Annotated in this window: 22 protein-coding genes; 12 read left to right on the top strand and 10 right to left on the bottom strand. The window is 40.2% G+C overall.

The window, feature by feature from the left end; translation table 11 throughout:
- The 4 genes from J536_RS16040 to J536_RS16055 form a co-directional block, all read right to left on the bottom strand.
- The coding region (locus J536_RS16040; protein ID WP_032063322.1) for a 3-oxoacid CoA-transferase subunit A at nucleotides 1-252 on the bottom strand (252 nt) is incomplete at its 3' end.
- Between the two features lie 135 nt (nucleotides 253-387).
- A complete protein-coding gene (gene catA, locus J536_RS16045; protein WP_032063324.1) occupies nucleotides 388-1,308 on the bottom strand; it encodes a catechol 1,2-dioxygenase in 921 nt (306 codons plus the stop codon).
- Nucleotides 1,309-1,468: 160 nt separating this feature from the next.
- Nucleotides 1,469-1,759 (bottom strand): muconolactone Delta-isomerase, encoded by a 291-nt coding sequence (catC, locus tag J536_RS16050; RefSeq protein ID WP_000897236.1) that lies wholly within the window; start codon nucleotides 1,757-1,759, stop codon nucleotides 1,469-1,471.
- Nucleotides 1,760-1,782: 23 nt separating this feature from the next.
- Nucleotides 1,783-2,889, bottom strand: a complete 1,107-nt coding sequence (locus tag J536_RS16055; RefSeq protein WP_025465977.1) for a muconate/chloromuconate family cycloisomerase — start codon at nucleotides 2,887-2,889, stop codon at nucleotides 1,783-1,785.
- Nucleotides 2,890-2,989: 100 nt separating this feature from the next.
- Between J536_RS16055 and J536_RS16060 the strand changes: the two genes are divergently transcribed.
- Nucleotides 2,990-3,904, top strand: coding sequence for a LysR family transcriptional regulator (locus tag J536_RS16060; RefSeq protein WP_032056028.1), 915 nt, complete (start codon nucleotides 2,990-2,992; stop codon nucleotides 3,902-3,904).
- Nucleotides 3,905-3,984: 80 nt separating this feature from the next.
- A complete protein-coding gene (locus J536_RS16065) occupies nucleotides 3,985-4,779 on the top strand; it encodes a TorF family putative porin (protein WP_032056029.1) in 795 nt (264 codons plus the stop codon).
- Nucleotides 4,780-4,846: 67 nt separating this feature from the next.
- Here the strand turns inward: J536_RS16065 and J536_RS16070 are convergent, their stop codons facing one another.
- Together J536_RS16070 and J536_RS16075 are read right to left on the bottom strand one after the other, a co-directional pair.
- Complete coding sequence (locus J536_RS16070) at nucleotides 4,847-5,563, bottom strand: FadR/GntR family transcriptional regulator (RefSeq protein ID WP_005069141.1); 717 nt, start codon at nucleotides 5,561-5,563, stop codon at nucleotides 4,847-4,849.
- Between the two features lie 83 nt (nucleotides 5,564-5,646).
- Complete coding sequence (locus J536_RS16075) at nucleotides 5,647-7,380, bottom strand: IlvD/Edd family dehydratase (RefSeq protein ID WP_032063326.1); 1,734 nt, start codon at nucleotides 7,378-7,380, stop codon at nucleotides 5,647-5,649.
- A 169-nt stretch (nucleotides 7,381-7,549) separates the two neighbouring features.
- Between J536_RS16075 and abaQ the strand changes: the two genes are divergently transcribed.
- The 6 genes from abaQ (at nucleotide 7,550) to J536_RS16105 (ending at nucleotide 15,015) form a co-directional block, all read left to right on the top strand.
- Nucleotides 7,550-8,854 carry a multidrug efflux MFS transporter AbaQ gene (gene abaQ / locus J536_RS16080; RefSeq protein ID WP_032063327.1) on the top strand — a complete coding sequence of 435 codons (1,305 nt, stop codon included), beginning with the start codon at nucleotides 7,550-7,552 and terminating at the stop codon, nucleotides 8,852-8,854.
- 10 nt (nucleotides 8,855-8,864) lie between these two features.
- Entirely contained in the window at nucleotides 8,865-9,863 is a 999-nt protein-coding gene (gene araD1 / locus J536_RS16085) for an AraD1 family protein (RefSeq protein ID WP_032063329.1), read from the top strand.
- Between the two features lie 10 nt (nucleotides 9,864-9,873).
- Nucleotides 9,874-11,448 (top strand): aldehyde dehydrogenase (NADP(+)), encoded by a 1,575-nt coding sequence (locus tag J536_RS16090; protein WP_032063330.1) that lies wholly within the window; start codon nucleotides 9,874-9,876, stop codon nucleotides 11,446-11,448.
- A 336-nt stretch (nucleotides 11,449-11,784) separates the two neighbouring features.
- Nucleotides 11,785-12,120, top strand: coding sequence for a hydroxyisourate hydrolase (gene uraH / locus J536_RS16095; protein ID WP_032063331.1), 336 nt, complete (start codon nucleotides 11,785-11,787; stop codon nucleotides 12,118-12,120).
- 50 nt (nucleotides 12,121-12,170) lie between these two features.
- Nucleotides 12,171-13,544: a nucleobase:cation symporter-2 family protein gene (locus J536_RS16100; RefSeq protein WP_032063332.1), complete on the top strand. Its 1,374-nt coding sequence runs from the start codon at nucleotides 12,171-12,173 to the stop codon at nucleotides 13,542-13,544.
- A gap of 175 nt (nucleotides 13,545-13,719) precedes the next feature.
- Nucleotides 13,720-15,015 (top strand): hypothetical protein, encoded by a 1,296-nt coding sequence (locus J536_RS16105; RefSeq protein ID WP_032063333.1) that lies wholly within the window; start codon nucleotides 13,720-13,722, stop codon nucleotides 15,013-15,015.
- A 97-nt stretch (nucleotides 15,016-15,112) separates the two neighbouring features.
- Here the strand turns inward: J536_RS16105 and hpxO are convergent, their stop codons facing one another.
- From hpxO to J536_RS16120, 3 genes are all read right to left on the bottom strand, one after another.
- Entirely contained in the window at nucleotides 15,113-16,270 is a 1,158-nt protein-coding gene (gene hpxO, locus J536_RS16110; protein ID WP_032063334.1) for an FAD-dependent urate hydroxylase HpxO, read from the bottom strand.
- 192 nt (nucleotides 16,271-16,462) lie between these two features.
- Entirely contained in the window at nucleotides 16,463-17,179 is a 717-nt protein-coding gene (locus J536_RS16115) for a FadR/GntR family transcriptional regulator (RefSeq protein ID WP_032063335.1), read from the bottom strand.
- Nucleotides 17,180-17,412: 233 nt separating this feature from the next.
- A complete protein-coding gene (locus J536_RS16120) occupies nucleotides 17,413-18,426 on the bottom strand; it encodes an isopenicillin N synthase family dioxygenase (protein ID WP_023187873.1) in 1,014 nt (337 codons plus the stop codon).
- 658 nt (nucleotides 18,427-19,084) lie between these two features.
- Between J536_RS16120 and J536_RS16125 the strand changes: the two genes are divergently transcribed.
- From J536_RS16125 to J536_RS16140, 4 genes are read left to right on the top strand one after another with little or no spacing between them, the layout of a single operon-like run.
- Nucleotides 19,085-20,077 (top strand): ABC transporter substrate-binding protein, encoded by a 993-nt coding sequence (locus J536_RS16125; RefSeq protein ID WP_032063337.1) that lies wholly within the window; start codon nucleotides 19,085-19,087, stop codon nucleotides 20,075-20,077.
- Between the two features lie 50 nt (nucleotides 20,078-20,127).
- Nucleotides 20,128-20,949, top strand: a complete 822-nt coding sequence (locus J536_RS16130) for an ABC transporter ATP-binding protein (protein ID WP_032063338.1) — start codon at nucleotides 20,128-20,130, stop codon at nucleotides 20,947-20,949.
- Nucleotides 20,942-21,736 carry an ABC transporter permease gene (locus J536_RS16135; RefSeq protein ID WP_032063340.1) on the top strand — a complete coding sequence of 265 codons (795 nt, stop codon included), beginning with the start codon at nucleotides 20,942-20,944 and terminating at the stop codon, nucleotides 21,734-21,736. The genes J536_RS16130 and J536_RS16135 overlap by 8 nt, the downstream gene beginning before the upstream one ends.
- The gene (locus J536_RS16140; RefSeq protein WP_032056040.1) at nucleotides 21,733-23,202 is read left to right on the top strand and encodes an amidohydrolase family protein; all 1,470 of its coding nucleotides are present in this window, start codon (nucleotides 21,733-21,735) and stop codon (nucleotides 23,200-23,202) included. The genes J536_RS16135 and J536_RS16140 overlap by 4 nt, the downstream gene beginning before the upstream one ends.
- An 84-nt stretch (nucleotides 23,203-23,286) precedes the next feature.
- Here the strand turns inward: J536_RS16140 and J536_RS16145 are convergent, their stop codons facing one another.
- Nucleotides 23,287-24,186: an acetoacetate decarboxylase family protein gene (locus J536_RS16145; RefSeq protein WP_032056041.1), complete on the bottom strand. Its 900-nt coding sequence runs from the start codon at nucleotides 24,184-24,186 to the stop codon at nucleotides 23,287-23,289.
- Nucleotides 24,187-24,394 lie beyond the last annotated feature (208 nt).

Raw genomic sequence — 24,394 nt, forward strand, 5'->3', positions numbered from 1 at the left:
AGAATCTGACTGACGCGGAAAAGAACAGATCACTTTTTTAACCGAACCGGCTTTTAGCAATTTCGCCAGACCATAATCGCCATTACCGGCATTGTTGCTGACAATGGTTAAATCTTTAACACCGAGTTCAATAAGACCGTCAATGAGTTCAGCGGGTTGTCCTGCGGTACCGAAACCACCAATTAGAATGGTTGCACCATCTTTAATCTGTGATAAAACCTCGCTTAGTGAGGACTTACTTTTGTCAATCATGTGAGAAACCTTAGAGCATGAGGTAACGTGATGTTATTACTACCGCTAAAAATTTATTTAAATTCTTAATGGTAGTAATAAATGGAATAAATTTTGTGAGTCAAAAGCGAACTTTTAACTCACATACACTTTCAATTAAGCGCTAGCGCGACGACGTTCAACTTCAGTTGAAGGAGCGGCAGCAGCATCTTTAACAAGTTCGATGTTAAATGTGATGTGTTTGAAAGCGTGATCTAAACCACGGCGTTGAATTTCAGCTGGGTCAGTTACATCAACTGCTGTTGCAACTAAGCCGTCACGAGTTGCGAAAGCAAAGTCGTCCCATAAGTACTCATCACCCTCAATGTTGAATTGAGTTGTAAGCTTGCGGTAACCCGGTGCAGAAACGAAGTAATGAACGTGAGATGGACGGTTACCATGACGGCCTAATTTGTTAAGAAGGGCCTGAGTTGTACCTTCTGGCGGGCAACCATAACCTACAGGCATAGTGGTTAATGCAACATACTGACCATCAGTATCAGTCAAGATAGTACGGCGTAAGTTGAAGTCAGATTGAGACTTATCAAAGAATGAGTAGTTACCCAAACTGTTGGCATGCCATACTTCAACTTTGGCATTTTCAATGATATTGCCATCAGTATCGGTCACAGTACCTTCAATAATTAAGGTGTCGATTTTGCCAGATTCTGTACCATCATCCATACGTGCAAAACCAACAGATTCAGGCGCACCTGCTACATAAAGTGGGCCTTCGATGGTACGTGGTGTGCCACCCGTAACACCAGCTTTGGCATCAGCTTCATCTGCACGTAAATCAAGATAGTGCTCTAAACCTAAGCCAGCTGCCAAAAGACCAAGTTCGTTTGCTTGACCAGCATCTGTGAAATATTCCAAACCTTTCCATACTTCTGAAGGTTGAATATCTAAATCTTCAATGGCTTGAAATAAATCCCCAAGAAGGCGCACTACAATTTGTTGAACACGTGCATCAACTTCGCCTTTTGCAGTGTCGACATTCATTTGTTTTACAAGCGCATCAATTTGTTGACGGTTCATACTAAAACTCCTTAAGTATGCAATACGGTTTTGGGTGGCAGCGCTGCGGGCATTTTGTTTTGCTAGCGAATAAGTGCCGCCACATTCCTTGTTACCTTCTGAATAATCTGCTTGGTTTTTAAATGGACTTCAGAGATCACATTTAAAAAATTCTTTTGGTTTACGAATCATCATCACGAACAGAAGACGGGTGACGATTAAGTGCCATCACTTCGATGTTCATGTAGGGATAGAGAGGTAAACCCTGTAAAATATTGTGCAATTCTTCATTACTCTCGACATCAAAAATACTGATGTTTGAGTACTGGCCTGTAATACGCCAGATATGACGCCATTTACCTTGACGCTGTAAGTCTTGCGAATAGGCTTTTTCAACAGCCTTAATTTCATTTGCTTTGTCGGCTGGCATATCAAGTGGAATATGCACATCCATACGTACATGAAATAACATGGGAAACTCCTTATCCTATTGCCTCAACGACGTAACTTCTCGACTTTATCTTCATCAATTTCAATGCCTAAGCCGGGAGCCGTTGGCAAGTGCAATTCAAAGTTTTCGTAACGTAGCGGTTCTTTCAGAATTTCTTCGGTAAGCAATAACGGACCAAATAATTCAGTACCAAACGCTAATGTTTCAAAGGTTGCAAACGCATGAGCAGAAGCCATGCTACCTACAGGGCCTTCAAGCATAGTGCCGCCATAAAGATCAATTCCAGCCAAACCTGCAACCTTGGCAACTTCACACGCTTCGATCAGACCACCAGATTGTTCAATCTTCACGGCAAATACGTCTGCACCATGACTTTTTGCAATACGATATGCGCTGTCAGGACCAGTTAAAGCTTCATCCGCCATGATTGCGACATCAAAACGATGGGTGAGGCGAGCAAGTGCTTCAGTATTTTGAATAGCACAAGGCTGTTCAATTAAATCAATCCCGCCATCTTGTAGCTGTTGAATACCTTGAATACATTCCAGCTCTGACCATGCACGATTTACGTCAACGCGTACACTAATATCTGCACCGAGTGCTTTTTTAATTGCAATCACATGATCAACATCGTGTTGCAAAGGGCGTGAACCAATTTTGAGTTTGAACGTGTTATGACGTTTTAACTCAATCATTTTTCGAGCTTCAGCAATATCTTTTTCTGTGTCACCAGACGCGAGCGTCCAAAGTACAGGTAAACTATTGCGCAGACGGCCACCTAAAACTTCACTTAATGGCACGCCTAAACGTTTTGCCTGAATATCAAGTAGAGCAGTCTGAATGGCACATTTCGCGAAACGGTTACCATTAATATTCTTACGAATCAGTTTTAGTGTTTGAGCAACATTTAAATCTTTAACTGATGCGAGTAATGGTGCAAAGTAAGTATCAATATTGGCTTTGACACTTTCAGGACTTTCTTCACCATAGTTCAGTCCACCAATGGTGGTCGCTTCACCCCAACCTACAATACCATCCGTGGTCGTAATTTTAACGAGCACCAAAGTCTGAGTACGCATGGTAGTTACAGACAACTGGTGAGGACGGATAGTTGGAATATCCACAAGTATGGTTTCTATGGTTCTATACATGAAGTTTCAACTATTTCAAACTTGTTTACATACCATAGAAGAATGTAATAGCCTAAAATAGATATAGAACGGTATTTTAAGATACTAAAAAGGTATATTAATGGAATTAAGACATCTACGTTATTTTGTTACCGTTGTTGAAGAACAAAGTCTGACAAAAGCCGCTGAGAAACTTTTTATTGCCCAGCCACCGCTCACGCGTCAAATCAAAAAACTAGAAGAAGAATTAGGTATTGATTTGTTTGTGAAAGGGTCGCGTCCATTAAAAGTGACAGAAGCAGGGCTGTTTTTTTACCAACATGCAGTACAAATTCTAACGCATACGGCTCAAGCAGCTTCTATGGCTAAAAAAATGAAGCTGGTCGAGAATGTTGTTAAAGTTGGCTATGTGAGTTCGCTTCTTTACGGGCGATTACCGCAGGTCATTTATCTATTTAGACAAAAAAATCCTGACATTCATGTCGAGCTTATTGAATGTGGTACACGAGATCAGGTCGAAGCTTTAAAGTTAGGCAAAATCGATTTAGGTTTTGGTCGATTACCTATTAGCGATCCTGCCATTAAGCGACTTCTACTTCGAAAAGAAAAATTAAAACTCGCGATTCATAAAAAACATCCTTTAAGTGAGCTCCAAGAATCAGGAATTTATTTATCTCAAATTATCAATGAGACAATTTTTTCTTATCCCACAACACCTAAGCCGAATTTTTCGACCACTATTCAAGCTTTATTTACCAAATTAGGTCTTGTTCCCGCCAAACTGACTGAAGTCCGCGAAATTCATATGGCTCTTGGCTTAGTGGCATCTGGAGAGGGTATTTGTATTATTCCAGAAAGCGCCTGTGATATTGGAATGAAGAATCTAACTTATTTAAATATCTTAGACTTAGAAGCCTATAGTCCCATTTCTCTATCGATGCGCAATATGGACCAAAGTTCATATATTCCTAAAATCTTAGATTGTATTGAAGAGATCTATAGCGAAGAAGAAGTATCCAGAAATTTAAATTTATAACTTTTTAATAAGTTTTAAATTGAATTATCATGTTATTTTAAAACTTTAAACCTATAGGTAATATTTAAAAGGATTATTAGATGAGAAAAATTTTAGGGATAGCTTCTCTTATTATGTCTACTGGTGTTGTACATGCTGAACAATTAAATGAACAAGAACAAATTTCTCCATACAGTGCTAATGTAACCTTCGCAAGTCAATATATTTCACGTGGTTTTCAACAAACTTGGGGCAAGCCTGCTTTACAAATTGGTCTAGATTATGCAAATCCGAATGGATTATTTGTGGGGACTTGGGCATCGAATGTAAGCTCTAACTATCTTCGTGATGCTTCAGTTGAGTGGGATTTTTACACAGGTTATATAAAAACTTTTGATAAGTTTTCAGCTGGAATGACGGTTTTTTATTACTATTATCCAGGAGCTAAAAGTACACCTGAAACAGGGAGTACCAGTTATAACTATGGCGAAATTGTGCCTCAAATTGGTTATGGGCCTTTGACTCTTAAATATTTCATTACCTACACTCCAGATTATGCAGGCTATAACTCAGATACGATGGGTGGCCCAGCAGGTAAACGTTCACGAGGAACAACTTATCTAGATCTAACTTTTACTCAGCCTATCAATGAGTCTTGGACTTTTGGTGCTCACTATGGCTATGAAAGAATTAAAAATTTCTCGGAAGCTAACTTTCAAGATATGAAAATCGAGCTGATTAAGGATTTAGGGGATGGCTGGACTACTGGTTTAGCGTATGCCAAAGCTTGGGACAAAGATGGTTTCTATAAAAAGTATAGTAATGGTGAACATGATGCGCCAATTTCAAATCCGATTGATTCGACATTTACTGTCTCAGTTAAAAAGGTATTCTAATTTATAAATAAAAAAGCCTGATGACTTTATTTTGAGCATCAGGCTTTAAATAGTGAATATATAAAGATTATTTTTTAATTAAATCGTAAGCCATTTTGGTGTCATCAAGCTGAACAAGTGAAGCATGGCGAGCCGAGAGCGGATCTTTATTTTCAATTGCGGTTAAAATCGCTTTATGTCTAGGTAGTGAATGGCCTTGTAAATTTGGGCGCAGACTAGTGACTTGAATGGATTGCTGCAAAGGTAAAACCAACATTTTTGACATATAAGCCAGCAAGTCATTATGAGTTGCTTTGGCAATTGCCAAATGAAATTGAATATCTGGCTCTATAAATTCTTCAACTGTTGTCGCTTTTTCCATCCCTTCATAGGCATGTTTAATACGTTCAATATCTTCTTCGTTTGCCGTACTTGCCGCAATATAAGCAAGCTCTGGTTCCAAAACGCGTCGTACGGTAGAAAGTGTTTTAAAAAATTCGTGTTCAGGCGTGGTTTGAATCAACCAAAACAATACATCTGGATCGAGTAAATGCCATTCTTCTTTCGGTCTCACCACAGTTCCAATTTTGGGTCTTGAGTAAGTTAAGCCTTTAGCGTTTAAAACACGGATTGCTTCGCGAAAGACAGGGCGGCTGACTTTATATTCCTCACATAAATCAACTTCACTCGGGAGCTTTTCATTTTCTGAAATTTCTCCAGAAACAATTTTTAATCCCAATTGTTGAACAATTAATGCATGTTGGCTTTTGCTTGGAATAGGATTTTTATAGTCAGCTTTACTCATATTTCACTATTACGACATGTTGAATATCCTATGGTATAGATGACCTTGTGTTTTAACAAGATCATCTTTTTCAAGAATAAATATTAATGAGAATGACGTGGAACTTCTGAGCCACGGCAACCGATCAAGAAATCAAAATCACAGCCCTCATCGGCTTGTAAAACATGTTCTACATAGAGCTTACGGTAACCGCCAATAAAACTTGGTGGAGCTGATGGTGCTAAATTTTCAAGACGTTGCTTAAGTTCTTCATCACTTACTTCTAGGTGAAGTTTACCTGCATAGGCATCGAGTTCAATAAAGTCACCATTTTGAACTACAGCTAAAGGTCCGCCAGCCATGGCTTCAGGGGCAACATGTAAAACCACCGTGCCATACGCTGTTCCGCTCATACGTGCGTCGGAAATACGAACCATATCGGTAATGCCTTTGGCTAAAATTTTTGGTGGTAGGCCCATATTTCCAACCTCGGCCATGCCCGGATAGCCTTTAGGGCCGGCATTTTTCATGACTAGAATACAAGTTTCATCGACATCAAGGTCTGGGTCATTAATACGGGTTTTATAATCATCAAAGTTTTCAAATACGACTGCACGACCACGGTGTTTCATCAGTTCAGGTGTGGCAGCAGATGGTTTAAGTACCGCACCTTTAGGCGCTAAATTACCGCGCAAAATACACATACCGCCATCTTGTCGAATTGGATTATCTATTTTCCGAATCACTTCATCGTTATAAATAGGTGATTGCTGACAATTTTCCCAAATGCCTTGACCATTTACGGTTAAAGCCTGTGGATGTGGCAAAAGATTGGCTTCACCCATACGACGAATCACGGCTGGCAAACCGCCGCTATAATAAAACTCTTCCATTAAAAAACGACCCGAAGGCTGTAAGTCAACAATGGTTGGCATGCCACGGCCGACACGGTTCCAGTCATCGAGTTGTAAATCAACCCCAATACGTCCGGCAATTGCCTTTAAATGAATGACTGCATTGGTTGAACCACCAATAGCTGCATTGACTTTAATGGCATTTTCGAAAGCTTCTTTGGTTAAGATTTTAGAAAGGCGTAAATCTTCATGAACCATGTCAACAATACGCATACCAGACAGATGAGCCAGCACATAACGGCGCGAATCTACCGCTGGAATGGCTGCATTGTGTGGTAAAGAAGTGCCTAGGGCTTCAGCCATACAGGCCATTGTAGAAGCTGTGCCCATGGTGTTACATGTACCAGCCGAGCGCGACATACCAGACTCAGCAGATAGAAATTCATTTAAATCAATTTTGCCTGCTTTTAACTCTTCATGCATTTGCCAAACGATAGTACCTGCACCAATGTCTTTGCCTTTGTGCTTACCATTCAACATGGGACCGCCAGTCACTACAATGGCTGGAATATCACAACTTGCAGCTCCCATTAATAATGCAGGGGTGGTTTTGTCACAACCTGTTAGTAACACCACGCCGTCAATAGGGTTACCACGGATAGCTTCTTCAACATCCATACTAGCCAAGTTGCGTGTAAACATGGCGGTGGGACGTAAATTCGACTCACCATTTGAAAACACAGGAAACTCAACAGGGTAGCCGCCCGCTTCTAAAATCCCTTTTTTTACGTGTTCGGCAATTTTTCGAAAATGCGCATTACATGGGGTGAGTTCAGACCACGTATTACAAATTCCAATAATCGGTTTGCCTTGAAACTCATGATCTGGAATTCCTTGGTTCTTCATCCAGCTGCGATACATAAAGCCATTTTTATCCGTTGTACCAAACCAGGCAGCCGAGCGAAGAACTTGTTTGTTATTCATACAAATTTCCCTATATAGTATTACTATTAGAATTAATTAATTTAAAAATACACCATAAATTTTATTTTTAAAAGGTTTGAAATTTAAATAGTATTACTATATTTTAAATTAAAAGGATAATTTACGAGCAAGATGCTCTATAAGTAAATAATAGGAAATGGAGTCGAACATGGATTTCGAAAAGGATGTAATACGGACGGTCACGTTTAAGCTGATACCTGCATTAGTCATACTATATCTGGTGGCATACATTGATCGGGCCGCTGTCGGATTTGCCCATTTGCATATGGGTGCAGATGTTGGAATTGGTGATGCTGCCTATGGTCTAGGAGCTGGCTTATTTTTTATTGGATATTTTCTTTTTGAAGTTCCAAGTAATTTGCTTTTAGACAAATTTGGTGCTCGTAAATGGTTTACCCGCATTTTATTAACATGGGGCCTCATCACCATGGCCATGGCGCTCATTCAAGGCCCTAAAAGTTTTTATCTGTTACGGTTTTTACTTGGTGTAGCTGAGGCAGGTTTTTTCCCTGGTGTTTTATACCTAATTACACAGTGGTATCCGGTGCGGCATCGCGGAAAAATCATGGGAATGTTTGTGCTTTCACAACCGATTGCCATGATGATTGCAGGGCCTTTAGCGGGTCTATTACTTGGAATGGATGGCATTGCAAATTTGCACGGCTGGCAATGGTTGTTTGTTGCAGTTGGCTTGCCCGCGGTTTTATTGGCTTTACCGACATTCCTGTGGTTGCCAGATAATATTGATAAAGTGAAATGGTTGAGTATTGAACAAAAACAATGGCTTACAAATGAACTTGTTAAAGATGAAGCCGAATATGACCAAACCCGACATGCCAATCCACTGCATGCCTTAAAAGACAAACGCGTACTTTTATTGGCATTGTATTACCTACCAGTGACTTTAAGTATTTATGGTTTAAATCTTTGGCTTCCTACCATTATTAAGCAATTTGGAGGTGGTACTGATCTTCAAATTGGCTTCCTATCTAGCATTCCCTACGTTTTTGGAATTATTGGTTTGTTAATTATTCCACGTAGTACCGATCGTCTAAATGACCGCTACGGACATTTAAGTTTTCTCTACGCACTAGGCGCTTGTGCAATGTTTTTAAGTGGTTGGCTAAATTCTCCAGTCATGCAGTTGGCTGCTTTGGCTGTGGTTGCGTTCTGCCTATTTTCTTCAACTGCCGTGTTTTGGACATTACCTGGCCGTTTCTTAACAGGTGCAAGTGCAGCGGCTGGTATTGCCTTAATTAACTCTGTTGGAAATTTAGGTGGCTATGTCGGGCCATTTGGTATCGGACTTTTAAAAGAATACACGGGAAATATGGCTGCTGGTTTGTATTTCTTATCTATCGTTATGCTTTTTGGCTTGATTCTGACCTACATCGTGTATGCCAAGCTCGAACGTCAAAAAACACAAACAGTGAATATTCAAAAGCCTTTGTAAGGAATAAAACATGCAAATTATTCAATTTGAAAATCGTGCAAATCAACGTGCCGTCGCCAAAGTAGAAGGCAACATGGCATATCCGGTTAAAGATATTCAATCGGTTCGTGATTTAGCACTTTTGGCAATCCGCAATAAAATTTCATTGGAACGACAAATTGAGGCGTTAGGCTTTGAAGCGGAGACCTATGATTATTCATCTTTATTAGCAAACTTAAAGGTACTGCCGCCTTTAGACCATCCAGACCCAACACACTGTTTAGTGTCCGGTACAGGCTTAACCCATTTAGGTTCTGCATCTGCACGCGACAAAATGCATCAACAAAATTTAAGCGATGACAGCTCGGTGACCGACACCATGCGGATATTTCAATGGGGGCTACAAAAGGGGCGTCCAGCACAAGGTCAGATCGGGGCGCAGCCAGAATGGTTTTATAAAGGCGACGGTTCAATTGTGGTAAGGCCGGGAGCTGAATTACCTTTACCCCCATTTGCTGAAGATGGCGGCGAAGAACCTGAAATCGCAGGCCTCTATGTGATTGGAGAAGACTTAAAGCCTTACCGAATCGGGTTTGCGCTGGGCAATGAATATTCTGACCATGTGATGGAACGTCGTAATTATTTATATCTGGCGCATTCAAAATTACGTTTTTGTAGTTTTGGTCCAGCTTTACGAACAGGCGAATTACCGAAACATTTAGTGGGAACCAGCCGCTTACGCCGTGATGGACAAATCATTTGGGAAAAAGAATTTTTGTCGGGTGAAGACAATATGTGTCATAGCTTGGCAAATCTGGAATATCACCACTTTAAGTATCAACAATTCTTAAAAGCAGGGGATGTTCATATTCACTATTTCGGTACAGCCACTTTGTCTTTTGCCGACGGTATTCAAGCGCAAGTCAACGATGAGTTTGAAATAGAGATGAAAGAGTTCGGTCTTCCTCTTAAAAACAAACTAGCCCATACCCAACCAGAGCTACCGATTGGTTCAGTTATTACTCTTTAAGGAATTTAAAATGGTCATTGGACACAACTTTATTGGCGGTTCACGCAGCGCACAAGGTACAACCTTATTAAAAAGCATTCATGCTACGACTGGTGAGGCTCTACCTTATGAGTTTCACCATGCAACCGAGCAAGAAGTAAATCAAGCTTGTGAAGCAGCAAGTCAAGCGTTTAAAACTTACCGCCATACATCACCTGAACAGCGCGCTACCTTTTTAGAAAATATTGCCGATGAACTCGATGCATTAGGTACAGATTTTCTTGAAATTGTCTCACAGGAAACCGCTTTACCGCTGGCACGTTTGCAAGGTGAACGTGCCCGTACCAGTGGACAAATGCGCCTGTTTGCCAAAGTATTACGCCGTGGTGATTTTTTAGGTGCCCGTATTGATACCGCTTTGCCTGAGCGCCAGCCTTTACCACGTCCAGACCTGCGTCAGATTAAAATCGGTGTTGGTTCTGTTGCGGTCTTTGGGGCAAGTAACTTCCCCTTAGCATTTTCAACTGCAGGTGGTGACACTGCTTCGGCACTCGCCGCAGGTTGTTCTGTGGTGGTGAAAGCCCACAGTGGACATATGGCGACAGCAGATTTTGTAGCTCAGGCAATTGAGCGTGCCGTAGAAAAATCAAGTATGCCAAAAGGTGTATTTAACATGATCTACGGTAATGGCGTGGGTGAACCTTTAGTGAAACATCCTTTAATTCAGGCTGTGGGTTTTACCGGTTCACTTCGTGGTGGTCGCGCTTTATGTGACATGGCCGCAGCCCGTCCACAACCAATTCCCGTATTTGCTGAAATGAGTAGCATTAACCCGATGCTGATGTTGCCAGAAGCCTTAAAAAACCGTGGTGACAAAATTGCACAGGACTTGGCTGATTCAGTGGTTTTAGGCTGTGGTCAGTTCTGTACCAATCCGGGCTTAATCTTGGGAATTAAATCAGCCGAGTTTAATCAGCTCATTAGTAACCTAACCGAAATTATAGGTGGCAAACCTGCACAGACTATGCTGAATGCCGGAACCTTAAAAAGTTATACCGCTGGTCTTGAGCACTTAACCGAGCATCAAGGCATTGAACACTTGGCTGGCAATACTCAACAAGACAATCAGGCACAGCCACAACTCTTTAAAGCTGATGTTGAGCTTTTACTGGCGGGTGACCAGCTTTTACAAGAAGAAATCTTTGGGCCTACCACGGTCATCATTGAAGTTGAAGATAAAGCTCAACTCATTCAGGCGCTACAAAGCATGAATGGACAGCTGACAGCGACTTTAATTGCCGACGAAGCAGACTTAATCGAGTTTGCAGATGTGGTCCCTGTGCTAGAGGAAAAAGCTGGTCGATTACTTATAAATGGCTACCCAACAGGTGTTGAGGTCTGTGATGCGATGGTACACGGGGGGCCATACCCAGCCACTTCAGATGCCCGAGGTACTTCAGTTGGAACCTTGGCCATTGACCGTTATTTAAGACCTGTGTGTTACCAGAACTATCCACAAAATTTATTGCCAGAGGCTTTAAAAGACAGCAACCCGTTGCAGATTTTAAGATTGGTGAATGGTGAGATGACCAGAGAAGCAATCTAATCAATTTAAAAAAGAGGCCACAAACGGGTCTCTTTTTTTATTGTTGTTTTCTATCCTTAAGGATAGTGTTCAAAAGTCTACATAAAGTTCTATTGTATGTATAACTATTAAAAAGCCTATCTCATTTAAACTGGCATATTTGTTGCTTAATTTAATGTATCTGGTCAGACCAGTCAGACAATGCATTAAATTGGAGCGGATATGCAACTCGAAACTTTTAATCAATTAGCTTCTAGTCAGGCTCGGCTGGTCTTACAAGCCTGTGTGCATATCCCAACTTGGGTTTCTGAATTGATTCAGAAACGTCCTTCTTCGCTCAAATCAGGAGATTCAATAATGGCGGGGATCAGCACACATATTTTAAGTGCATCACTCGGCGAGCCAGCAACTCAAGTATTGGTGAAATTGTTCGAGGAAACGAGCCATGGATATATTTTAATCGATGAACAATTCACTGATGCAGATGGACGTATTCAAGCATTTAATGTCGACTCCTTTATTCGTGGTCATTATCAATTGGTTTTTGAAGTAGCGGATTATTTTCAGGCTCTAAATACCAATAGCTTTTACCCGAGAGTCTGTATTGATTTTAAAGTCAATGATATTCACCAGCACTATCACGTGCCTCTATTGATCAGTCCTTTTTCATATTCAACATATCGTGGCAGCTAAATTAACCCAAGCAATATGGACATCATGAATTTAATTTGAGGAACTAACCCATGCATCAAGACAGCATAAATCCAGAGAGAGATTCGTATATCTCAGCAGAACATCAATATTTAGGGATGAATAAAAACATCTTATATGGTTTGCAGCATGTGTTGACCATGTACGGTGGAATTATTGCACCGCCATTGATTATTGGTGCAGCTGCTGGTCTAGATGCTTCAGAGATTGGCTTATTGGTAGCTGCCGCCTTATTTGTGGGAGGCCTCGCCACAGTTATACAAACCATTGGTTTTAAATATTTCGGTGCAAAATTACCGATTGTGCAAGGGGTGTCTTTTGCTGGGGTTGCCACTATTTTGGCAATTGTGAGTACCGGTGGTGGTTTGCCATCTGCGTTTGGTGCTGTGATTGTCGCATCTCTAATTGGTTTGTTGATTACACCATTCTTTGCAAAAATTATCCGCTTCTTTCCACCTGTGGTCACAGGATGCGTCATTACCATGATTGGTATTTCGCTCACACCTGTTGCGATCCGCTGGATTATGGGGGGAAACCCGAAAGCTGAAAACTGGGGAGATCCGACTAATACTGGTTTGGCGGTAATTACGCTAGCGATTGTGATTATTTTTAGTATGTTACGAAATCAGATTCTGCGCCGCCTTGCGATCCTTGTAGCAATTGTTTTGGGTACGGTAATTGCCTATATTGCAGGCTTTACTGACTTCTCAAGAGTAAGTACAGGTCCTATTTTTGCTTTTCCAAGTTTCTTCCATTTTGGTTCTCCTGTATTTGAATTTTCTGCCATTCTTTCCATGGTAATTGTTACTTTGGTAATCATGACTGAAACCACGGCCGATATTATTGCGATTGGTGAAATCGTTGGAACTAAAGTTGATTCAAAACGAATTGGTGATGGTCTACGTGCAGATATGCTATCGAGTGCAATTTCCCCAATCTTTGGTTCATTCATGCAAACCGCCTTTGCTCAAAATGTAGGTCTGGTTGCAATTACAGGTATTAAAAGCCGTTTTGTAGTCGCAACAGCTGGTGGAATTTTAATTATCTTGGGCTTATTACCTGTTATTGGCCGCTTTGTTGCATCAATTCCGATGCCAGTTTTAGGTGGAGCGGGCATTGTATTATTCGGTACTGTTGCCGCTAGTGGGATAAGAACCTTAGCCAAAGTAGATTATAACGATCATAAAAATCTGATTATTGTCGCTACTTCACTCACAATCGGCATGATTCCAATTGTAAACCAAGAGTTTTATACCCAATTCCCGACATGGGTAAAAACCCTATTACATTCAGGTATTAGTTCTGCCTGTATCACTGCCATTTTGCTCAATATTATTTTTAACCACTTATCGTTTAGTAAAAAGTCCGTTGATGTTGCAACTACGCCCATAAATTCAGGGCATTGATCGACACCGGTTAGGAATTAGACATTCTAATTTAACCACATTTTCACTCGCAAAAATTTAAAGGTCGCTTATTCAATGATGAATAGGTTAGGGGGATTTTGACTTTAAAAGGTCAAAAACAGGTCTTTTGAAAGACCATAAGCGACTTTTAAACCAAATCTTACAGGGGAATTTTATGAGAAATTTTAAATTAAAATCGGCATTACTTATGCTGAGCATGGTTGCTACTGTGCCGGTATGGGCTGCTGATACCAGTCTGAATGGCCTATTTAATCTAAAGCAGGATTGTCAGACGAGTAATGATGCAATGGACCGTATAGGGGCAGCATTTGCGTGCGGCAGTATTCATGGGGTAGTTAAATCTGCATATTACTCACTTAATAATGGCTATTTTGTGAATAATTTAAATCAGGATACGACCGTCATTGGTGGATATATTAAATATGAAACAGCTCCTTTTTATGGCATACAGGCAGCTGTGGGATACGACATACAACGCCGACTGGATGATAAAAATGAAAATGATGAAGTGCCAGAATTAAAAGAAGATAGGGATGGTCTAGCAGAAGCTTATGTAAGCTGGAAAAACGATTTGGCTAGAGTGACGATTGGTAACCAGCGGCTAAATTTACCTTTTATGGGCGATTATGCTGACCGTCGTGTATTGATGTTTTTATATCAGGCCGCTGATGTACAGATCGGGAATAATTATGATTTCTTACGACTCACTAAAGTAAATAAATATAAAAGTTATGGCGAGGATGAGTTCAATAAAACTTCTCGTCAAAATTCAAATGTGGAAACCAATGGGGTTTGGTCGGTTGGTGCAGGGAAGCGCTTTAATTTAGCCAATGATAAAAGTTTAAAAACGCAATTTTGGTATCAAAATTATGATGACTATACGCGTCTAATCTATACCCAAGCTGATTTAGCAATTCCAAAGCTCAATTATAGTCCTGAATTTTCAATCCAGTATATTTCAGGTAAAGATCAAGGCAAAGCACTTGCTGGAGAGGTTAATAGCCACATTTTCGGTGTACAGGCTGCGTTTAAGGTTATGCCTACCGCCAGTCTAAAAGTCGCGTATAACTATATAAAACCAGATCAGGGAAGTTATTTGAATGGGGCATTATTAACACCCTATGCAGCTAAAACCTCTTCAGGTGAACTTTTTGCCCAGCCATTTTTCACCAGCACTCAAGATTTAGGTGCAGGTAATGCATTGATGTTGTCTTTAGAAGGTAAATTGACAGATCAGTTAATAGCTGGCGCGCGTTATTCATTTATGGACTTAAAAGAGTCGGAAAATGTCGCGAGTCGAAATCAATCTGAATATATGTTGTTTGGTATTTATAATTTTACGGGAGCCTTAAAAGGTTTTAGTGTCAGCAATTTTGCAGGTATCCAAACATCACCACGCTATGACAAAAATTTCTTACAAAACCGTTTTGCACTGTCTTATAAGTTTTAACTGTGTTTTATAGCATCGAGTGCATATTTAAATCGAAATATGCACTTTTTTTATAGGTTAAAAAATCCCCCTATAGAGGGGGAAAGTATTTAAATATCTAGTCGAGAGGATTGCCGATAATATTACTGATGATCCCTTGCATGATGTGAGTACCTTGTTCTTGATATAAAGATTCATACCACTCTTGGGTGATTTTCGGGTCTTTCATTTGTGTCACATCGCAACGTTTGCGTGCTCTTAACACCATTTCCTTAGTACGATCATTGCGTTTGTTTTGATAGCGGTTCAAAGCATCTTCCAATCCAAAAGTATTGATTTGTAAGGCACGAGCGAGATAAATCGCATCTTCCATGGCTTGGCAGCCACCTTGTCCAATATCCGGAGTAGTGCTATGGGCAGCATCACCTAAGAGCACTACACGTCCTTTATAGAAATTCATAAAAGGCTCGATATCATGGATCTCGACACGATTGGTTTTTTTCTCATCTAAACGCTCAATGAGTTTTTGTACTGGTTCACACCAACCACTAAAATGCATTTTAAGGTCTTGCTTATAATGTTCACGCTGATTTGACAGTCCAGCTTCAAGCGGTACATCAAAGAAGAAATAGAAACGATTTTGTGCAACGGGCATGAGTGATACACGTTTACCTTCACCAATATATGTGGTCCATTGCATGGCTGGTGCAATCTGCTCATCAATATCAACCAATCCATTCCAATTTACATAGCCAGCATAGCGACGTTCAACTTGATGGCCCAATACAAACTGCCGTGTAAGAGAATGTGTACCATCTGCACCAATCAGTAGATCAGCTGTAATTTGCGAACCATCCTGAAAATGAATGGTGACATGATCTTGATGTGCTTCAATTGCAGTCATTTTCATACCGAGTTTGATGTCTTCCAGACCAAATTGCTGCATTAATAATTGTTGTAGATCAGCGCGAGCGACAGGATAGGCACGTTGTCCTACTTCTTTATATAGAGGTAACAAACTAAATTGGGTCATGGTTTGTTGGTTAAGACCATCAAGATATGCTAAAGACTCCATTTGTCCACCTAGTTTCTGGATTTGATCCGTTAAACCAAGATAGTTAAGACACTTAACACCATTTGACCAAAGTGAGATGGCAGCGCCAACAGGTAATATTTCGGCTGCTTGCTCATAGATTGTGACCTGATGACCAAATTTTTTTAAAGCGATACCAGCAGTTAAACCGCCCATACCTGCACCTACAATCGCGATATTCATTGTTCAGATCCTAAGTATTTAAGTAAGTTTCTAAACCGTTCTAAGCGAGAAGTGTGCCAATTTTATTAACTGGTTTTACTGGTCATACCAGTAATATTGCCTCATTAAAAAGCAATCTTAATAAAGTGGTATTGATGTGGTTCAAAGTATGGAGCAAAGTAGTGCATAGCACTACAAATTTGGAATTTATGATTATATTGTGCTGTTATGTCTGGAAAAATATACACCAGCACGCTGTGCGGCACCAATAATATGTGCTTGCATAGCTTTTTCAGCTGCTGTTGAGTCCTGATTAAATAAAGCTTGCAGAATTAATTCATGTTCATGAATGGTTTTAAATGCCAGATTGGGTTGAACAAAGGGTAGGATCTGACTCTTTTTAATCCAGTCGGTATGTATTTTAAGTGTTTGAATAATCGATTGATTATGACTAAGTTCAATAATATGTTGATGAAATGCATAATCAAATTCAGAGGCTGCTTGCCAATTTTGTTCTTTGATTGCACTTGCTAATGATTGGTAATGTTGCTGTAAGATGGACTTATCATCTTCAGTTAAATACTCACATGCGAGAAGTGCGCAAAAACTTTCTAGTACATAGCGTAATTGATAGAAATCTTTAAGTGATACACGATGTTCACCATCCCATTGTTCTGCCGCTTGGCTATGCTGTGAAATAACGTAAACACCTTTGCCTGCTTTGATTTCTAATAGACCTAAAGCGGCGAGGCGGGTTAATGCTTCACGTAAAGAAGCACGGCTGATTCCTAATTGAATGGCAAGCTCACGTTGTGAGGGTAAGGCAGACCCGACTGCATAAGTATTTTGTTGAATGCGTTGATAAATGATTTCCACCGCTTGCTCAGTCACCTGAGATGATTTTCCATTGAGCATAGCTTGTGGGCTCATAAGCAACACACCATAAATATATAAATAAATAATTTGATTCTACACAAAATTTATCTATTTGTTGGTGCACGTGCTTAAAATTAGCCGTATTTTTAATAACAGATCAGACCAGTTGAACTGGATATTACGTTATTGAATAAGGATAAAAAGTTTAAGAATGATTAATGACAATATGTATTGCTGAAACTTCAGAACGGTCAGAGACTATTTATCTCTGACCGTACACAGTAATTTTAATACTTTCCGTTGAAGTTTGCGCTAATTCTTTGTTTTAAATATTCTTTAGCTGTAATGGCCGGATATTTCTTTTGTGGTCCTTCAATGATCATATCTTCATTGGCTTGGCAGAAGAACGCCAAACTATAACGTGCGCCTTGATATTCATTTGTTTCAGGATTTTTAACACGATGAAAATTAGAAGGTAGTTGATCATCGCTCCAACGCGTGAGCATATCACCGATATTACAGGTAATTACATCATCACGTGGCTCAATGCTGGTCCATTGCTGTTGTTCCATATCTTTACCCGGACAAACTTGCAGGCCACCTTGTCCTTTACGTTGGAACAGTAGCGTTAAACAGTCAAAATCTGTATGCGCTCCTGCACGCCATAGACCTAATTGATCTTTAAGAGCAGGGTCAATTGCATAGTAGTGCAGCATTCTTAAAGTACTTTGGTAGCTTTCTTGATCAGGGTCATGAGCAAGAGTAAAGAAGTTATCGGCAAAGCCTAGTTTATAAGCAAAGCAAGATAAAATTTTCATGCCGACTTGCCAGCATGCATGTTCAAACTCCAACATGGTATCTTTAAAATTAGGTAATTCCTCTTGACTAGGATAAAGACCTTCCATACGTGGGCGGGTAATTTGATAAGACTCTTTTTGGTCTGGTGTGCTGGTCGATGGACGAACCTGTGCCTTACTTTCCCAACCTGCATTGCGATTGAGTGGGTAGCGAGCTTTAATCGATTCTGGCAGATTAAAAAACTGTTGTGTCATTTCAAATGCAGTTTGAATCTGTTCAAGTGGAATGCCATGATTCGATACTTGAAAGAAACCAATATCGGTAGCTGCTGACCAAAGTTGGTCCGCAATTTCATATTTACGTTGTTCAAAATTTGATAAATCAATGACCCGGACTTCCCGTTCAAAGGTCTCTTGACCAAAAGCTCCCATACGAGCTTCTTTTTGCAGTTCTTCTAAGCTGTAGTCATTTTCAGCTACTGGAGTCATATTGGCGCTGTTCATATTTCAACCTCATATTTTGGATAATCGTGACCCAATCAAATAGATTGAAATAGATGGGTCACATTCAAAAAAGAGCCACACGTTCTTAATAAAAGATAACTTTATGTAAAGAACATGAGCTGTTTTCTGAGCAATGACCCACATAGCAATTGATATTACTACTATGCTGAACGCTTCTACTCTGATATAGAGCATGTAGCACTTTTTGTGCCAATTTCTAAGGATAGGTTATGAAGTTGGGATGGGGAGAGCAATATTGCATTTATAGAGGAATCAGCGATGAATAATTAAAAAGCTTTTATTCTAGAAAAGCACCTGTGGAGTGCATGAATGATGACCTGGTGCACCACTAAGCCGCATATAAAACAAATTAATTAACGCAGTTTATTCATCTAGGCATGATTAAAAATAAGCCCAAATTAGATTATTACTATGAAAAACAAAATGAAATCAAAATTGGCACAGAGCTTGCTAGTTCATTCCTGAGTATAAGCGGTCAGTGTGTAGTAAACATGCGGGACATTGCTCTACAGCGTTTGCTGTTCCTCTTTTGGGGACAAAACCATCTTGGTTTTGAGAGAAATGTACATTTGATACATTGATTGCCCCCCTAAAAAGAATAGCAAGATAAATCAATACAGATTTAGGGGGCTTATTTATGAATATTCAGCACTATGTAAGCAAAGGGCGACGTACTGTTATTGTGAGTACATTATTGGGGCTAGGAACAATTTTCAGTTCAACCAGTTATGCTGCCGATAAACTTGTTCTACAAACCACATGGTATGCACAAGCCGAGCAAGGTGGATATTATCAGGCACTTGCACAAGGGATTTATAAAAAATACGGACTCGATGTCGATATTAAAATTGGTGGGCCACAGGTCAATAATATGACCTTACTATTGTCCAAACGTGCCGACATTATAATTAATTATGATTTACAGGTCTTAAAGGGTATTGAAAGTAATTTTCCAATCAAAGCAGTTGCGGCACCATTTCAGTTTGACCCACAAGGTGTATTAACTCATGGCGATGTAAAGTCTTTGGCGGACTTAAAAGGCAAAACAATTCTTGTTTCAACCAGTGGGCAAGCAAGCTGGTGGCCATGGTTAAAAGGGAAATATAAATTAAATGCAGCACAGGCTCGCCCTTATACCTTCAATATGCAGCCATTTTTAGCTGGCAAAAATGTGGCACAGCAAGCCTATGCAACCTCTGAAGTCTTTCAGGCAAAAAAAGCAGAGCCTTCAAGTAATTTCTTTTTATTTGCTGATGCTGGCTATCCAGCTTATGGCGGTATTTTAGTTACACGCAATGATGTGATTCAAAACAAACCAGATGTTGTGCGTCGTTTTGTTCAGGCATCGATGGAAGGATGGAAAAACTATTTAGCTGATCCTCGATTAGGGAATAGTCTGATTAAAAAAGAAAACCCAAATATGAAAGATGATCTGCTGGCCTTTGCAGTAGGTCAAATGCGCAAACTCAAACTGATTGATGGGGGAGATGCTAAAACGCAAGGAATCGGGGTCATGACCGATGCGCGTTGGAAAGCCACACGAGATTTTATGGTGAACGCTGGTTTGTTAAAAGCTCAAACCAACTGGAAAACTGCTTATACCACACAGTTTGTTAAAACTGCCAAGTAGTCAGGGTTATAGGGTTAAGAAATAAGGCATTCGCGCGGAGGGGAAACCATATGAATTCTGCATTAACAATTGATACTTCTATACATGAATCTTCAAATTTTATTACGCCAATGATTATGGTCAGAGGGGTAGAAAAGACTTATCCAAATGGTACTAATGCTTTACAACGTTTGGATTTAAATATTGCACGTGGTGAGATTGTTTCATTACTTGGACCGTCAGGTTGCGGGAAAAGTACTTTACTGAAAATGTTTGCCGATCTGGAGCAACCTTCTGCAGGACTAGTGCGTTGGAATGGCAAGGCCGAGATTCAATCACAATGCAAAATGGCAATGGTCTTTCAAGAAGCAACCCTGATGCCTTGGGCTAATATTGCAGAAAATGTACGCTTACCTTTGGATTTGCAGCATATTTCGAAATCAACTAGTACACCCAAAGTTATGGCCGCGTTAAAGGCCGTTGGTTTAGAAAACTTTAGTCAGGCTTATCCCCGCGAGCTTTCGGGGGGCATGCAAATGCGTGCCTCCTTGGCTCGTGCATTAGTGACTGAACCAGATTTACTGTTAATGGATGAGCCCTTCGGAGCTTTAGATGAATTTACTCGCCATAAACTTGACAGTGATATTCGTCAATTATGGTCTGAGCGAGATTTAACCGTAGTTTTTGTTACTCATAGCATCTATGAAGCAGTGTATTTATCTTCTCGGGTCATTGTGATGGGGGCACGACCAGGACGTGTGGTGGCTGACCTTGAAATTGAGGGGCCTTATGTGCGTGATGAAGCTTTCCGTAGTTCTGAAGTCTTTATTCAACAATGTTCACATCTATCCCAAGTATTAGCTGAGGCAAGCGGAGGGCATGGTCATGATTAAACCATTAATGGAACATCCAAAGGTACAACGTATTGCAGCTCCACTAGGGTTAGGTCTGATTTTCCTACTAGTTTGGCAGTTGAGTTTTCAACAGCTTGAAGTACCTGTCTATGTCGTACCAAAACCCAGCGATATTGTTATGGCAATGATTAAAGAGTCCAGTGTGTTATTTGGAAGCTTGTTGATCACACTAAAAATTACCTTATTAGCTTTTGTCTGTGCTGTAGTCATTGGCACCTTGATTGCTTTCGTCTTTGTACAAAGCCGTGTAGTAGAAGCCTGTTTTATGCCTTATGCCATTTTATTTCAGGTGACTCCAATTGTCGCTATTGCCCCTCTGGTGATTATCTGGATTCAAAATACAACATTAGCATTAGTCGTTTGTGCCATGTTAGTTGCAGTATTTCCAATATTGACTAACACCACTTTAGGTCTACGTAGCGTCAACAAAGGTTTGCTTAATCTTTTTCAGATCAATAAAGCCAGTCGTTGGCAAATTTTAATACGCTTACGTGTGCCGAATGCTTTGCCTTATTTCTTTGGTGGGTTGCGTATTTCTTCTGGTTTGGCACTTATTGGCGCCGTGGTTTCGGAGTTTGTGGCTGGAGCTGGTGGGACTAGTGCAGGTTTGGCTTACCAAATTTTGCAAGCAGGTTTTCAGCTCGATTTACCATTAATGTTTGCCGCACTATTTCTTATCACGTGCACAGGCTTGGGTTTATTTGTGCTGATGTCTTTATTAAGTCATTTCTTTTTAAGTAAATGGCATGAGAGTGAACAAGTATGAGTCCTGATCTTTCAAATAATGGTTCTTTAAATCATCGCTATTTAATCAAAAATGCTTATGCCATTTTGACAGGGTTATCGGGGGATGCAGCACGTTCTTCATTTACTGATATCCGTATTCAAGACGGTAAAATTATTGAATTGGGACAACTGACCGCACAATCGAATGAACAAATTATCGATGCGAAAGACTGTGTAATTTATCCAGCTTGGGTAAATACTCATCATCATTTATTTCAATCCTTATTGAAGGGAGAACCGCAAGGTTTAAATCAAAACCTAACCTCTTGGCTTGCCAGTACACCCTATAGATTTCGTGGTGCATTCGATGAAGCTACATTTCGGGTGGCAGTACGCATTGGGTTGATTGAATTATTAAGGTCAGGTTGTGCAACAGTAGCCGATCATCATTATCTTTACTGGCCACAAATGCCGTTCGATGGGGCTGCGATTTTATTTGATGAAGCTGAAAAGTTAGGCATGCGTTTTGTGTTATGCCGAGGTGGCGCAACTCTAACGCGTGGCTTAGAAAGCGAATTACCGCAAGCATTACGTCCTGAGAAATTTGAAGACTATATGGAGGATATAGAACTCCTAGTACAGCGATATCATCAACCAAGTTCCGATGCATTCCGGAAAATTGTGATGGCACCCACCACAGCTTTGCATTCGACCACTGCACAGCAATTAAGAGAAAGCGCCAAGATTGCTAGACAATTCGGTATCCGCATGCATAGCCATTTATCTGAAACAGTAGATTATCTGGATGCGGCTAGAGCTAAATTTGGTATGACACCTGTACAGTTTTGTGCAGAGCAGGATTGGGTTGGAAGCGATGTCTGGTTTGCCCATTTGGTTAAGCTATTACCTGAAGAAATACAGCTGTTGGGTCAAACACAAACAGGGATTGCACATTGTCCTCAGAGTAATGCACGTTTGGGGAGTGGTATTGCCGATCTTGTCAGTTTAGAACAAGCGGGTATGACCATTTCGATTGGAGTAGATGGTGCGGGCTCGAATGAAGCCGCAGATATGTTATCTGAAACCCATGCTGCATGGTTGTTACAACGGGCCAGAAAGGGCATGTCGGCTCTACCTCAATATGAGGGTGGGTTATTTGAAGGAGGAGCAGATGCTGCAAGTATTGAGGATATCATTCGTTGGGGAACTTTAGGTGGAGCTAAGATTTTAGGTTTAGATCAAGTGGGTTCAATTGAGGTTGGACAACAGGCAGATTTAGTGGCTTATCAATTAGATGATCCGCGTTATTTCGGCTTACATGATATGGCGATTGGCCCTGTGGCAAGTGGTGGGAGAGCACATATTAAAGCCATGTTTGTGGCTGGAAAAATGGTGGTGGAAAATGATCAAATTCCTGATGTTGATATGATGGAATTAGCTTGGCAAGCGAAGCAATCGGTGAAACTGTTGCAGCAGCGTAGTGTCGAAATGGCGAAAATAGCCTAACTTAGATATGTGATTAGACTATGATATTAATAGCTTTAAGTTTATTTTAAATTAAAGGGAGGCGGTAATCATACCGCCAAAATATCAAAGAAGTTTAATCGGCAAATTAAGTATCACCTGAGCATCTTCAACAACATCTAGACGTAAAATTTTTGAAGCACCTAATTCATTTAGCAATGTAGTTAAAGGCCCCTCATTTTTCTCGAGTTGAACATTCTTTGGAAAAAGCTTTTGCGCAAAAGAAAGAATGTTGGACTGAACCTCTGTCTGGTGCCATTTCCCATCAACTACATGGAGCATAGTTGCTTTATTAATATGTGTTTCAGAATCAACATGTTTTAAAGTCGGTACAGCGGTCTTTAAGCTTAAATCCAATTTGCCATTAACATCAAAAATATCGGCTTGCACTTCTTTTGAGTTAATGTTGACGTCAATTTTAGTTAACCATTTTGGTAGCTGGTAACCATATACACCACGCACTCTGGCGATTTCAGTATCAACAGGCAAAGCTAAAACATGAGCATAAAAATGACGTTGACGCATCGATTTCATTAACTCTGCAATATGTGAACCACGAGCATTAGGCTTACGGACAACAATCGCAATCGACACTTCGTTATAAGGGTCATTGTCACAAACAGAATAGGTAAAAAACGTAACAGCAACCAACCCGTAACCCGGAAATGGTTGTAATGGCGTTAAGTCAGCAGGAAGTTTTGCTTTAATTTGCTTAATAGGTGCAAGCATGAGCAGTTGTACATTTGCACTACGATAATAAAAATTGGGTGCCCAAACAGGACCTACTCGGGATTCCACAATTTTTTTAGGTATATGACGGAAAAAATCGATGTTGCCAACAGCAGGATCTTGCGCGACTTCATCTAAATCGGGGTTCATTCTGAAACGGTCATAATAACCACCTTTGGGTACTTTGACTTTTTGTTGCCCAAATTCAACTTCAGTAAACTGTTGTTTTGTATTCATGAAAGTTCACCTTTACATTAATTGACCGAGTAGCTAATGCTGTATATTTCAAGACGTGTTAATTTAGAATCAATACAGAAACTATAAGATTAAAGCTAACTTTAAGGTCAAGTCTTTAATTTTGAGGTGTAAAGTCTTTGACATTTAAGGGAAATAAAAACAATTAAAGATTAAAAAGATACAATATCGCCTAGCGTCTTCATATAAA

Origin of the sequence: Acinetobacter sp. 809848 (assembly GCF_000581275.1) — a bacterium.
In the GTDB taxonomy this organism is placed as follows: Bacteria; Pseudomonadota; Gammaproteobacteria; order Pseudomonadales; family Moraxellaceae; genus Acinetobacter; species Acinetobacter pittii.